The organism is Saccharopolyspora elongata, from assembly GCF_004348985.1.
GTDB classification, from domain to species: domain Bacteria; phylum Actinomycetota; class Actinomycetes; order Mycobacteriales; family Pseudonocardiaceae; genus Saccharopolyspora; species Saccharopolyspora elongata.
Map to the genome: position 1 here is coordinate 46,164 of NZ_SMKW01000030.1, position 13,572 is coordinate 59,735.

Genomic DNA, 13,572 nt, shown 5'->3' on the forward strand with positions numbered 1-13,572 from the left:
CGAGATCTCGTCCCGACACGCGCCGGTTCGATGCTTGACTCCCGGAGTCCGCCCGCCGGGGCCCTTAGCTTCGAGGCATGGATTTCCGCAACGAAGTACGAGTCGGACAGCACATCTACGGAGTCACCGCCAAGAGCGAGCCCGCCGGCGAAGACCAGCCGGCCACCGTCGCGGTGGAGTTCACCGGGGCGGACGCCGACGGCCTCGTCGTGGCCGAGGGCAATCTGCTGATCGCCGTCGACGGCCTCTGCGACGCGAACGCGTTCCTGGCCCAGACCTTGGACGGCCTGGCCGCGCTGCACTCGCCGTGGGCCACGAGGCGGGGGCGGAGCCGACCACGGCCGCCCAACGCCGGCCGGCCGTGGACCGAAGCCGACGGCGAGCGGCTCCGGGAGCGGTGGCTGAGCTCGGTCGGCGAAACCGCGAGCCGGTTGATCGGGGAGCTCGGCGAGGAGTTCGGCCGGACCCGCGGCGCCGTTCGCGCGCAGCTGCCCCGCCTGGGCTGCGACCCGGACGTGCCGGGCCGGGTGCTCGCCGCGGCTTGAGTTCACCGCGGCGGAATCCGGTGCGGAATTCGGTTTGCGGAACGGCGGGGAATTCTTCCGGTGCATTGGATGACATTCGACCGAATATGACCGGGAATCGCGATTTTGGCGAGAAAGGAGGTGGGATTCGAGGAGTGCGGCGGAGGTGGTCCGCAATTTCGGGGGCGACGCGTTGACGGTTCTGCCGATTCGCCGTGTTCCGGGAGGAAGATTTACGGACGGCATGACGAAGACACCGCCTCGGTGGGGCCCGATGCACGCTGTCGGGGTGCCCACGCGAGGCGGTGCCTTGGGAGGCCGCGGCTGACGCCGCCGACCCGGTTGCCGGGGTGCCCGCACCCCGGCGACCCGCTCAGAGTCGGATCAGCACTTCTCGAAGGTGATCGCCGGGGAGTGCGCGATGGATCCCGTCGAGCTGATCGTCTCGGTGTGCACCCTGACGGTGGCGCCGGAGTTGCACGGTGCCTTCGTGGTCAGGTTGATCTCGGTGCCGCTCTGCGCCAACTCGCCGATCACCTTCGGTGTCGCGTCCTTCTGCTCGACGACGATCCGCACGGTGACCGTCGCGCTGTTCAGGCACCCGGTTCGCCCGCCGATGGCGGTCAAGGTGTTGCCGTCACGCGTCGGCTGGTAGGCGAACAGCGCGCAAGCCGGGGCTTGCTGGACTGCCGCGAGCGCCGGGGCGGTCGGCACGATCGCGAACGCGGCGGCCGTCAACGCGGCGCTGAGCAGGACGGGCGAGTGTCGCATTCGGGGCCTTCTTTCATGTACCGAATTGCTGACCGGGGGCAACGAGAAGTCGATCACCCGCCAGGTTTGCTGTCAATTTGGGGCTGGTTCGGACGCAATCTTTCACCCGAGCGAGTTTCGCAATTAGTTGTGGTGGCGTGCTCTTGTCGTGCCCGCGCGTCCGGGCGGAAGGGAAGGGATCGGATTGGATGGTGCTATGAAAAGTGAATTCTTGTCGGTTTGCGGCTGCCGGAGTGGGTTTCGGCCGGGCGTCGGCGAGCATCGCCCCGGGCTCGCGCTGCAATATTTGCAATTCCTCTGTTAATGTTGCAGCGCGTTCGAGGGGGTGTCGATGTCGAAGACGGTCGCCAAGGCGGTCCACGTGCTTGAAACCCTCGCCGCGGCGCCCAAGACCATCGCGGAGCTGGCGCGCGAGCTCGGCGTGCACAGCTCGACCGCGCTGCGCATGCTGCAGCCGCTGGCCGACGGCGGCCTGATCGCCCGCGGCCCGGAGGGCCGGTACCGCCTCGGGTTCCGGCTGGTCGAGCTCGGCCAGCAGGTGCTGGAGGAGATGGACCTGCGCGCCGTCGCCCGGCCGCACCTGATCGCGCTCGCGGACGCCACGCGCTCGACGGTGCACCTGGCGCAGCTGGTGGACGGTCAGATCGTCTACGTGGACAAGATCAACGGCGCGGCGTCGATCCGCACCTGGTCGCGGATCGGCCGGGCGGTGCCGCTGCACACCGCCGCGGCCAGCAAGGTGATCCTGGCGGCGCTGCCCGCCGAACGCCGGGACCGCCTGCTGTCCGCGCACGCCTTCACCCGCTACACCGAGCGCACCATCACCGACGAGACCGAGTTCCGCGATCACCTCGCCGAGGTCGAGCGGCTCGGCTACGCCACCGACCAGGCGGAGTTCGAGCCGCTGGTCCACTGCCTCGGCGTGGGGATCCCGGACGCCACCGGGCAGCTCGCGGCCGCGGTCTCGCTGACGACGGTGCGAGCGGACGCCGACATGCCCGAGCTGGAACGCCTCCTCGGTCAGGTCCAGGACACGGCGAGCGCGATCGCCGCTGCCCTCGGCCGCTCGGCGAACTGATCGCGCGGGCGCGCGGCGATCTGGGGTGATCGGAACAACTCGGGGCAACCCGTGACCGTTCCCAGGGGTGTTCGTTACCAGGGTGTTCGGCGTGACCGGGAGGATTGCGATGACCTGGATGATCTACGGAGCGAGCGGCTACACCGGTCAGCTGGTCGCTGACCTGGCGCTCGACCGCGGCGAGCGGCCGGTGCTGGCCGGACGCGATCCGGGCAAGGTCGCGGCATTCGCCACGCCTCGCGGCCTGCCCTACCGGGTCTTCGACCTCGCAGACCCGAACGCGGTCGCCGAGGCGCTGCGCGATGTCGACGTCGTGGCGCATTGCGCCGGGCCGTTCTCCGCGACGTCGGCGCCGATGGTCGAGGGCTGCCTGCGCGCCGGCGCGCACTACCTCGACATCACCGGCGAGATCGACGTGTTCGAGGCGGTTTTCGAGCGCCACGAGGACGCCCGGCGTGCCGGGGTGGTGCTGCTGCCGGGCTCGGGCTTCGACGTGGTGCCCACCGACTGCCTGGCCGCGATGGTCGCCGCCGAGCTGCCGACGGCGACGCACCTCGATCTCGCCTTCCACTCCAGCGGCGGGATCAGCGGCGGAACGCTGAAGAGCGCGCTGGAGGGAGCCGCGCTGGGCGGTCGGGCGCGCATCGGCGGCGAGGTGCGTTCCGTGCCGATGGCGTGGCGTCGGCGCGAGATCCCGTTCCCGTCCGGGCCGCGCCGGGTCGCCTCGCTGCCCTGGGGCGACGTCAGCACGGCCTACCGCAGCACCGGGATCGGCAACATCACCACCTTCGCGCACCTGCCCGGGCTCACCCGGACCGGCCCGCGCTCGGCCAGGCTGTCGCAGGTCGTGATGGGGTCGCACCTCGTGCAGCGGCTGGGCCGGGCGGCGATCGGCGCGGCCGTGCGCGGCCCGGGCCGGGCGACCCGCTCGCGCAGCTGGGTCGAGGTGTACGCGGAGGCGACGGCGCCGGACGGCACGAGCGTGTCGGCGGCCCTGATCGGCCCGGACACCTACGATCTCACGGCGGACGCGGTGCTCCGGGCGGTCGGGGCCCTGCGCTCCGAACCGCCGGCCCCCGGCGCCCACACCCCGGCCACGGCGTTCGGCGCGGACTTCGTCCGGCGTCTGCACGGCGTCAAGATCATCGAACCTGCCCACCGCTGAACCGCCCGCACCCGGCCAGCGGTGCGCGGGTCACTCGACCAGGACGCGGAGCATGCCCTCCGGGCCGTCGTCGTTCTCCAGGAACTCCAGGAACGGCCCCTCGCCCGAGGCCGGGTGCAAGGACGCGAACTCGGAGCGCTCGCCCGCCAGCTCCATGCCGGTCGCCGCCGCCATGGTCCGGGCGTCCGAACGCGGGTCCTGGGTGTCGACCACGACCGCGGCCACCGGGCCGGTGTTGGCGTAGACCTTGCGCGGTTCGAGCACGCACAGCTCGTTGCCCTCGAGGTCGGCCATCACCACCCACGGCACCTCGCTGCTCTGGTCGATGTCGGCGAACCGGGCACCGGCGTTGAACAACCGCTCCACGATCCGGTTCTGGTCGTCGTGCGTCTCGCTGCGCAGGTCCAGGTGCACGCCGTTCTTGCCGCTCTTGGCGCGGGCGCTGGCGACGAACCGCAACGGCACCCCGGGGCCGGTCGGCTGGACGACGATCCCGCACGCCGTGTCGAGCCGCCAACCGAGCACGTCGGCCCACCACCGCGCGAGCCGCTCCGGCTCCCGCGCCGAGAACTCCACGACGACCGACGCCATGCGGCGAACGTAAGGGCACTCCCGGGCTTCGCACAACTTCATCCGGGACCGAAAACGGGTGGCGACCGGCCCGCCCGGGGCCTTAGCTTGCGGGCCATGCGGATTCGCGAAGCGCACCCCGACGACTGGTCGGCGATCTGGCCGTTCATGCGGGAGATCGCGGTGGCGGGGGAGACGTTCTCCTGGGACCGCGACATCGACGAGCAGCGAGCCAGGCAGCGCTGGTTCCCGCAGCCGCCGGGCCGGACGGTCGTCGCCGTCGACGACGGCCGAGTGGTCGGCACCGCGGTGTCCGGCCCGAACCACGAGGGGCCGGCCGCGCACGTCGCGACGGCCAGCTTCATGGTCGACCCCGAACACGCCGGGCGCGGCGCGGGCCGGGCGCTGGGCCGCCACGTCCTGGACCGGGCGCGAGCGGACGGCTTCCGCGCGATGCAGTTCAACGCGGTCGTCGAGACCAACGACCGGGCCGTCGCCCTCTGGCGGTCGCTCGGCATGCGGATCGTGGCGACCCTGCCGGAGGCGTTCCACCACCCGGGCCACGGCTACGTCGGCCTGCACGTCATGTACCAGCTGTTCTGAGGCGCGGTAGGTGCCCGTGAGCGGTCCGGTGCGCCATCGCACCCCGAACCGCTCACGGGTCCCTGACCAGAGGAGATCGTCGATCCTGGCCGGTGGGCGGGGTCAGGTGCGCGAGGTGCTCAACCCGCGCCGGAGGTCGGCGAGGAGGGTGGGCAGCACCGCTTCCTCTTCGATCGCCCTGGCGGCCGTGCTCATCAGCTCGGACAGCTGCGGATCCCAGGGGGTTTCGAGCGGGGCGCCGACGAGGTTGGGCAGGTCGGTGCGGGTCGCGGCGGCCTGGTCGAGGGCTTCGCGGTAGTCGGCCGCGGACATCCGCCAGGGGCGCGCGCCGTGGTGCGCCAGGAGCGAGCTGGTGATGCTGACGCCCGGCCAGTCGAAGTCACCGTGGTAGTGCAGAACGGCACCGCAGTCCGCGAGGCGCTGCAACAGCGCCCGGGTGACGGTCGAGGGGCGGCCCGACACGCAGACCACGGGATGCGCGATGCCCTCTTCCACGGCCGATTCGAGGACTCGCGGGTTCTCGCACACCGCGATCGCCGTGGCGGGTTCGACGAGACTGGTCGGGGCGGCGCGCAGGTCGAGGTGGGTCAGATGGGTCGGCAGGCCCAGCTCGGTCCGCTGCCGGACGCCCTGCGACCAGTCGTCGGAGCCGACCAGCGGCAAGGCCCAGCAGAGCACGGTCGCGGACACGGCATCGAGTGTGACCCCGCAGCGCTCCCACAAAGCCCGGCGCTCGCGCTCGTTGCCCGGCGTCTCCACGCCGTGCGCCAGCGCAGCCGCCTTGAGCACGACCCGGCTCAACGCCGTGCCGTTGTCGAGCGCATGCGCTCCGCCAACGCTCGCCGCGAGCTCGCTGCGCGACGTCCACGCCTCCGGCGGCTCCGCCAGCGCTAACGCGCCCAACGCCTTGGCCGCGCTCCGCGCGACGGCGGGAAGCTCGTCGTCGCCGACTCGCCCGTACTGCTGGAGCCACTGCGTCCACGGCTCCGCCCATGCGGCCGTCGCGAGCCCTCGCTCCGCGAGTGCCGCTCGCACGGTCTCCGCGGTCCGCTCGCGCCGTTCGTCCCGCTCCGCGGCCTCACGTCGCCCCAGCGGCCGCTCGTGCAGGATCTCCAGGACTTCCGCCAGCCCCAGCGCGAACCGGCTCCGCCGGGTCGCTTCGTCCAATTTGGACAGGCTGATCCGGGTGCCCTGGCCCCACATCGGGCGGCCGTACAGCTCGCCGACGGCTCGCTGGGCCTCGGCGTCGGGCAGCTCCAACCGGAACGTCGCCGGCGGGCTCGCCGCCTCCAGCGCTTCCCGGGCCTTCTCCCACAGCCCGCGCAGCGGCTCGACGCCCCACGCCGCGCGGACGTCGTCCTCGACACTCACGTCAATTCGCCCCCATTCGTTCGGAAGTATGCGGCGTCAAGGACACCCGCTGACAACCCCACCGTCGCCGGACCCCGAGGCCAGCGCTCCGGCGAGGTCCACAGTCACCCGGCATGGGCGCATTTCGCGAGAACATGCGCCCACGCCGGGTGCCGACGTCCGTGCTCACCCTGCTCCATTGCACAGGTGGCCTTGCCGGAACCCCCCGGAAGGTGCCGCCGCATCAACGGCCCGGAGCCGCGCCCCGCCGCGCGAAGATCATCCGTCGGTGCGGTCGAGGGCGGCGCCGTCCCAGGTGGTGTGGGTGCAGGCGATGCCGTGGCCGCTCCGGGGGCGCAGCACGTCGTAGATGTGCATCTTCGGGATCTTCGGGGACACGCCCCAGCCGCTCGGCCAGGTGATCAGCCAGTCCATGTCCAGGTCCACCAGCAGCCCGAGCATCCGCGCGATCGTCGGGTCGTCCAGCCGCTCGAACGCCTCGTCCAGCAGCACCAGCCGCAGCGGCCCGCGCCCGTCCGAGGACACGCTGACCGCGTCGTAGAACGCCGCCGCCGCGGCGAACAGCGTCACGTAGGAGATCAGCCGCGTCTCGCCGGAGGACAGCTGTCGCAGCCGCCGGACGCGCGGCTTGCCGTCCGGGCCGATGTCGCGGACCCGCACCGTGAACGCGAACCACGACCGGTAGTCCAGCGCCCGCGCCAGGATTTCGGCGTAGCCGCCCGAAGTGCTGTCCCGCTCGGACTCGATGAGGTCGGTGAACACCCGGCGCAGCAGCGCGTCCTGGTCGTCGCTGCGGCTGGCGAACGGGGTGCGGACCAGGTCGATGGCCTGCTTGATGTCGTCGCCGAGCGCCGCCGACGGCTGCCATTCCAGCTGGACGTGCACGCCCTGGCTGGAGCGGGCGCCGTCGAGCACCTCGTTCATCCGCTTGCACAGGTCTTCGGCGATGCCGACCTGGCCGCGCAGCCGCTCCGCGAGGTCGCGGATCAGGTAGTCGGCGAAGATCGACTGGTAGCGCTCGTTGAGGTAGCCGCGCTGTTCGGCGAGCCGTTCGCCGACCCGCCGCGCGGCGTCGGCCACCGGCTGCGGGCCCTCCTCGCCGGTGACGGTCACGGTGAGCAGGCCGTGCTGGTCGGCCGCCGTGATGTCGTAGTTGCCGCTCAGCGAGTGCTGCAGGGTTTGCAGCCGGTTGAGCACCGTGGCCTCCGACGAGCCCCGGCGGTCCGCCTCGGCGAGCACCCGCGCCGCATCGGCCGGGTCGCCCGGCGCAGTCTCGCCGACGTCCGCGGCCGACCACAGGCCCGGGATCCGCAGCGCCTGCTGGAAGGCTTCGGTCGCCGCCGACGCGTCCTGCTCGCGGCCCGCGAGCTGGGACTGCTTGTGCTCCAGCTGGGTCTCCAACCGCGCCGAGGACTCCCGCAGCGAGCTGATCTTCTCCCGCGCCTGCGGCAGCTGCGTGCGCAGCTCGGCCCGCTCCCGCTCGAACGCACCGACCTTGTCGGCGATCTGCTGCGCCTCGCCTCCGACGGCGGAGGTGAGTTCCGCGAGGCCGGTGGCCTGCTCCGCGTACTCGGCGCAGCGCTGCTCGGCCTGCGACTCGGCCTCCATCCGGTCGGCCACCGCCGCGTCGTGGTGCAGCGAGAGGTCACGCAGGTCGGTGAGCGTCGGCAGGCAGCGCGACTCGATCGCCTCGCGGAGCGCGTCGATGCCCGCGCGGGCGTCGAGGGCGGCGCGGTGGGCGGCGTCGAGCGCCTGCGTGTCGGCGGGCAGGTCGGCTTCGCCTGCCGACCGCACCAGCTCGGCTTGCGCCGCTTGCCAGCGCTGATCGGCGCTCTCGTGCTGCTCGCGCAGCTGCACGGCCTTCTGTTCGGCGTCCTCTGCGGACTCGATCGCCGTGGTCAGCTTGGCGTGCGCGGTCAGCAGATCGCTGTCGTCCGGGTAGGACTCGAGGTGCTGCTCCAGCTCCGCGGTGTCCTCGCTCGCCTCGCGGTGCCGCCGCTCGGCTTCGCCGGTCTCCGCGCGCAGCCGTGCGAGATCTTCCTCCAGTTCCGCGATGCGCCGGGCCCGGGCCGCTTCGCGGGCGCCCGCGCCGACGTACTCCGCGGCTTCCTTGCGCCACGAGCCGGACAGCACCCCCGCGCGCCAGGCACCGGTGACCGACACCGAAAGCCCGGCGCCGCCGTCGATCAACACCGAGGCCAGCAGGGCCGCGACCCGCTCCGGAAGCACCGGGCAGTCTGCCTCGGCGGCGGGCGACAGCAGCTCGGCCAGCGTGCCGCCGGAGCCGGGCTCGGCCGGGGCGGCGAGCAGGTCGGCGAGGCCGGGGACCTCGCCTTCGGCGGTGACCCAGGCGTTGAGCAGCCCGCTGGACTGCAGCGCCGCCTCCAGCCCGGCCCGGTCGGATTCGTCCAGCGACGGCTGGAAGTCCACGAGTTCGTAGAAGGCCCGGCCCCGGGCGGTGTTGCGTTCGGCGTCGGCCCAGGCGGGGCGGTTCGGCGTCTGCTCGTGCCCGGCGCGGAGCTCGGCGAGTTCCTGTTCGCGGGACCGGGATTCCGCGTGGAGCTCGGTGATCTCCTGCTCCGCCTCGGCCACCTGGCGGCGGGCCTCGTGCAGCTGCGGCTTGGCCCAGCGGCGCGCCTGCTCGCGGGCTTGCCGCGTCGCCGACCGGTCCGCGACGAGGTCCTCCGCCGACGGCGGCTCCGGCAGCTGGTCGTCCACTGTGGATGGCCAGGCGACGGCCCACTTCTGGGCACGCTCCACCCACACCGCCGCGGCGTCGGTGAGTTCCTGCTGCGCCTGGTTGCGCCGGCCGACCGCCTCCGTCGAGGTCAGCTGCGCCTGCCGCGCCTGCCGCTGGAGCTCGACGACCTTGTCCTGCTCCCCGTCCAGCTCCTGGGCCTGCTGGTGCAGCGCGAGCGTCAGCGCCGAACGCTGCCGGGCGACCGCCGAGACTTCCTCGGAAGTTCCCATGGCGGCGCGGAATTCCGCGGCCAGCGCATCGGTGTCCAGCTGCGGCGCGGCGTAGCGGTCGACGGGCAGCGGCTCGGCGTCGGGCTCCGGCGAGGTGCGCACCCGCGCCTGCTCGGACCGCACCTCGGCCGCCGGAATGGCCGGTGGCCGCGGCACCAGCACCCCGTCCAGTCCCGCCGTCGAAAGCTGCTGCGCGGCGCGGGCCGCGGCCTGCCCGGCCGCCTCCGAATCGCCGGTCAACCGGCGCAGCATGCCGACCACCGACTCCGCCGAGTGGTGCTCCTGCGCGCGGTGCTTGCTCGCCGTGTCGAGCGCGGAAACCGCTGCGGCGCGGGCGCTTTCCACCAGCCGCTCGCGGTCGCGCAGGTTCTGCAGCTCGGAATACGCCGGGTGGGAGCGCAACGCGTCGATGCTGGATTCCAGCTCTGCCTCGCGCCGTTCGAGTTCGGCGATCGTCTCCTGCGCGCCCTCCCTGTCCTGCTGCTTGCCCGACACCTGCTTCTCCAGGGCGGTCAGCTCCTTGCGCAGCGCACGCAGCCTGTCCTGCGCGGTGCGCATCGCGTCGGCGCGGTCGCGCAGGGCGCCGAAGGCGTAGCCGGAATAGGTGGACAAGAACGCGGTCAGCGCCTTGTCCGCGCCGGTCAGCCGGACGATGTTCTCCCGGATCGACTCCAGGTCGTCGAACGACGTCGCCAGCCGCTCGATCAGGCCCGGGTCCAGCGGCGGCAGCGCGTCCGACAGGATCTGCTCCAGCTGCCCCTCCAGGACCTTCAGGCCGACGTCGGGGTTGCGCAGCGTGCGCTGCAGGTGCAGCAGGTCGCCGTAGCGCGCGGCGGGCACGCCGTAGACCGAGGCGGCGACCTTCGCGCGGAACGCCTGGTCGTCGAGGACGCAGTCGGCGCCGAGCAGTTCGCGCAGCTGCGCCGAACCCAGCGGCACCCGGTCCGCGCCGACCAGGTAGAGGTTGATGCCGACCCGGCGGCTGGTGATGAACCGCCACGAGTCGCTTATCGACTGCGAGGTCTTCGACGCCTTCACGCCGATGCCGCAGGTGAGGAACTCCTCGCCCCCGCCCGGAGTTTCGCGGCGCAGCTCGATCCAGGCGTAGCCGATCCGGTTCGGCCCGCCCGGGTACTCGTCGAGCATCAGGCGCCGGATGCTGACCGTGTCGAAGCCCTTCGAACCCAGCTGGCGGAGGTCGCCGTCCAGGCACAGCGGCAGCAGCAGCTCCAGGGTGCGGGACTTGCCGGAGCCGTTGGTGCCCTGGAAGATCGCCCGGCCGCCGCCCAGGTCGAAGGTCGTCTCGGCGTACTGCCAGATGTTGACGATCCCGCCGCGGTGCAGCCGCCAGCGGTTGGCAGTGGGCACCGATTCCGTGCTGTCCGCGCTCACCGTTGACCGTCCCCTTGCATCTCGTCGAACACCGTCATCTCGTCGAACAGCGACCAGCCCGGTGGCTCCGGGGCCGCCGGTTCCGGCTCCCGGCCCGGGGCCGGGGTGGCGTCCGGCTGCGGCAGCCAGCGGTGCGCCGCCGGGCTGAGCAGCCATCGGCCGTCGAGCTCCTGCAGCAGGCCGAGCCGGCGCAGCAGCGCGACCACCGAGTGCACCAGCGCCTGGTGGTCCTCGGTGGCCTGCCGGGACCAGGCGGCCGGGTAGGAGTCGACCAGTTCCTGGCAGACGTCGACGAAGTCCTGCCAGGTCACCGGGTGCTTGCCGGTCGCGTCCGGCTCCGCGCGGCCCAGCAGGTCCGGCAGCGCCAGCAGCGCGATGCGCGCGACCGTGCCGGGGCCGGGGAAGACCAGGTCGGTGAGGTAGTCCTCCGGGTCGCAGACCACCACGCCCTCCGCGCGGCACTCGCTGACCAGGCCGAAGAACCGCTCCAGCAGGCGGGATTCGCCGGTCGCGTGCTCGCGAAGCCAGGCGGAGTGCTCGGTCGGCAGGTCGGAGTAGAGCACGACCGGGTCCTCGACCAGCCGGCGCCGCACCGCGTGCTCCAGGTTCCGGGGCCCGGCGGTGGAGGCCAGCTCGACCAGTCGCCCGGGACTTTCCGCCTCGGCGAGCGGCCCGGAGATGAGCTGGCCGAGCAGGTCGGTGTCGATGGTGATCAGCGCCTCGGCGGTGGCCTCCGCGGCCACCGAGCCCTCGGTTTCGGTGATCACGCCGAGCGCCACCAGGTGCCGCAGCGCCGCGGTGAGGGCGCGCCGGTCCGCCGGGTCGTCGACCACCTGGATCTCGGCCTCGGCCGCGGCCGCGCGGACATCGCTGACCAGGCGCGACAGCAGCACCTGCCGACCGATGCCGGTCAGCGCCGCCAGCGTCAGCGCCACGTACGCGTAGCCGCGCGGCGACAACGAGGCCTCTCCGCGGGTCGCGTCCACACCCGGCCCGGACTTGTACAGCCGCGCGAAGCGCCGCTCCACCACCAGGCGATAACCCAGCAGCGACGAGAAGATCTCTTGGAGCACCACGCGCTGCCGGTAGATCATCGGCAGCAGGTCGCCGTCCGGTCCACCGGGGCGCAGCAGCGGTCGGCGCAGCAGCACGCGCGCGCAGCGGACCGCGTTCGCCGCGTCGATGTCCGGGAGTTCGTCGAAGGTCTTGATCATCGGGCGGCTCCGGGCAGTGGCTCCGAGGTGTCCGGGATGGCGCCGTCGCCGGAGACTTCGAGCACCGTGTCCCGGAGCGTCAAAGTGCCTGCGGCGCTGGAGATCCGAGTCTCCTGGCCCGTTTCGGGGCGGACCGTGACGCGCAGCCGGTGCACCGGGTCGAGCGCCGTGCCCGCGTCGTCGGAGCCGTCGCGCTGCGCCATCGCCAGCGTCAGCAGTTCGCACAGCACGCCGAGAGCATCGGCCGACAGCCGCTGTTCGTCCAGCCGAGAGCTCGCCGCGGCGAGCTCGGCGACCGCGGCGGAGCGCCGCTCGTCGGCCTGCCGGGCCTGCGCCAGCAGGGTTTCCTCGGTCATCGGGTCGTCGAGCACCCGCGAGGTCCGGCCGCGCGCCCCGCGATCTCCGCGGCTGCGCACGCTCACCGTCACGTCGAGCACCGGGCCGTCGCGCCACGACACCTTGTCGTTGTCGCTGTCGTAGTCCGGCGCGGGCAGCAGGTGCCGCGCCGAGTGCAGGCCGAACGCGGCCGAATACACCTGGTGGGCGGTGGTTTCGTCGGCACCGTCGAACCACTTCGCCAGCTTCAGCAGCTCGCCGCGCCGCCCCGGCACCAGCCCGCCGCCGGAGGTGGCGCGCTTGACGCTGGCCAGCAGCGAGCCGATCGCGCGGGCGGTGGCCTCGCGCAGCGCCGCGACCTGGCTCGGCCGGCCCGGCGAGTCGACGAACCAGTCGGTCAGCTCCTGCCAGTCCGCGGCGGTGCGGCCCCGCGCCCGCTCCACGTCGATGCCCAGCTGGTCGGCCGGGCCCAGCAGCCGGAGCAGCTCGCCGCGGACGCCGACCAGGCCGGCCAGCGAACCCGCGATCGTCCCGGTGTGCCGCAGCACGTCCTCGACGACCATCTGGATGTACTCGACCAGCAGGTTCCGAAACCCGGAGATCTCGTCGGGCGCCAACTGGTGGCGGGTGACGACCTGACCGAGGTAGGCGTAGAAGTCGCGCACCGTGGCGGCGAGCTCGGCGTGCTGCAGGAACACCGTGGTGACCTGCTCGGCGAGCCGTTCCCGTGCCTGCCGCGCGGGTTTGGCCCGCGGATCGCGGCTCTCGGCGGTCAGGGCCGCGGAAAGCGCCTCGCCGATCCCGGACAGGCCGCGGTCGATGGCGGGCAGCAGCTCGCGCGAGACCTCGCGGGCGCCCTCGGGAACCCGCAGCAGCGCGTCGACGTCCCGCTGCACCCGGACCGCGAGCTTGCTGACCTGGTAGCGCACGCTGCCGTGCTGGAACTCGGCGATGCTCGACGCGATCGTCTCGCGGCGGCCCACCACCAGGTTGCCCCACTTGACCAGCTGCTTGAGCCGGTCGATCACGGTGTCCACATCGGACTCACCGGCGGCCACCCGGCCCTCCCGCTCGGCGGCGGCCAGCGCCGCGCCCACCTCGCCGGCGGACAGGTCGGCCAGCAGCGTCGAGGTGAACAGCCGCATGATTGCCAGGTAGGTGCGGTGCTCGGGCGCCTGCAGGTAGGCGAAGAGCTGCAGGCGCTGCCCGCCGTCGCGGGTCTGCTCGGGAGCCTGCGTGGCCGGCGCGTCCGTCGCGGTGGTTCCCGCGACGCCCGCGCGCAGCACATCGGCTTCGTGGTCCGGGGCCGTCACGGTCCGCCACGATATCCCGTCCGGCCGACACGGCTGGTCACCTGGCATGCGGTGACCGGCCCCACCAGCCCCAGCGGTAGCGTTCCGGGGAGCTTTGCGAGGTCGGGGGTGCCCGTGACCGGGCCACTCGCAATGCCGGGAACCCGCGGTGCGCGGGGGCTCGTGAGCGCCTTTGGCCGTCCTGGCGACCAGCCGCGCTCACGGCCGATCACCAGCGCGAACGCCGGGTTTCCGGGCTTGTTGGTGGGCATCGGATCGATTTGGA

At 72.8% G+C, this 13,572-nt stretch carries 10 protein-coding genes; 4 read left to right on the plus strand and 6 right to left on the minus strand.

Going from position 1 to position 13,572, the window contains the following annotated elements; translation table 11 throughout:
* Positions 1-77 precede the first annotated feature (77 nt).
* Positions 78-545, plus strand: coding sequence for a hypothetical protein (locus E1288_RS22340; protein WP_132488084.1), 468 nt, complete (start codon positions 78-80; stop codon positions 543-545).
* Positions 546-908: 363 nt separating this feature from the next.
* On the opposite strand, the gene E1288_RS22345 is transcribed toward E1288_RS22340, so the two are convergent.
* Entirely contained in the window at positions 909-1,295 is a 387-nt protein-coding gene (locus E1288_RS22345; RefSeq protein WP_132488086.1) for a hypothetical protein, read from the minus strand.
* 331 nt (positions 1,296-1,626) lie between these two features.
* On the opposite strand from E1288_RS22345, the gene E1288_RS22350 reads away from it, so the two are divergent.
* Together E1288_RS22350 and E1288_RS22355 are read left to right on the plus strand one after the other, a co-directional pair.
* Complete coding sequence (locus tag E1288_RS22350) at positions 1,627-2,373, plus strand: IclR family transcriptional regulator (protein WP_132488088.1); 747 nt, start codon at positions 1,627-1,629, stop codon at positions 2,371-2,373.
* Positions 2,374-2,464: 91 nt separating this feature from the next.
* On the plus strand, positions 2,465-3,538 hold the full coding sequence (locus E1288_RS22355) for a saccharopine dehydrogenase family protein (RefSeq protein ID WP_235883727.1): 1,074 nt from the start codon (positions 2,465-2,467) through the stop codon (positions 3,536-3,538).
* A 30-nt stretch (positions 3,539-3,568) separates the two neighbouring features.
* Here the strand turns inward: E1288_RS22355 and E1288_RS22360 are convergent, their stop codons facing one another.
* Positions 3,569-4,129, minus strand: a complete 561-nt coding sequence (locus E1288_RS22360) for a VOC family protein (protein ID WP_132488090.1) — start codon at positions 4,127-4,129, stop codon at positions 3,569-3,571.
* Between the two features lie 96 nt (positions 4,130-4,225).
* Here E1288_RS22360 and E1288_RS22365 point away from each other — a divergent pair, with 96 nt between their 5' ends.
* The gene (locus tag E1288_RS22365) at positions 4,226-4,711 is read left to right on the plus strand and encodes a GNAT family N-acetyltransferase (protein ID WP_132488092.1); all 486 of its coding nucleotides are present in this window, start codon (positions 4,226-4,228) and stop codon (positions 4,709-4,711) included.
* 102 nt (positions 4,712-4,813) lie between these two features.
* On the opposite strand, the gene E1288_RS22370 is transcribed toward E1288_RS22365, so the two are convergent.
* From E1288_RS22370 to E1288_RS22385, 4 genes are all read right to left on the minus strand, one after another.
* Positions 4,814-6,082, minus strand: a complete 1,269-nt coding sequence (locus tag E1288_RS22370; protein WP_132488094.1) for a TIGR02679 family protein — start codon at positions 6,080-6,082, stop codon at positions 4,814-4,816.
* A 258-nt stretch (positions 6,083-6,340) separates the two neighbouring features.
* Complete coding sequence (locus tag E1288_RS22375) at positions 6,341-10,420, minus strand: TIGR02680 family protein (RefSeq protein WP_132488194.1); 4,080 nt, start codon at positions 10,418-10,420, stop codon at positions 6,341-6,343.
* 20 nt (positions 10,421-10,440) lie between these two features.
* On the minus strand, positions 10,441-11,658 hold the full coding sequence (locus E1288_RS22380; protein WP_132488096.1) for a TIGR02678 family protein: 1,218 nt from the start codon (positions 11,656-11,658) through the stop codon (positions 10,441-10,443).
* Positions 11,655-13,307 (minus strand): TIGR02677 family protein, encoded by a 1,653-nt coding sequence (locus E1288_RS22385; RefSeq protein ID WP_132488098.1) that lies wholly within the window; start codon positions 13,305-13,307, stop codon positions 11,655-11,657. Before E1288_RS22385 ends, E1288_RS22380 begins: the two co-directional genes overlap by 4 nt.
* Between the last annotated feature and the right edge of the window lie 265 nt (positions 13,308-13,572).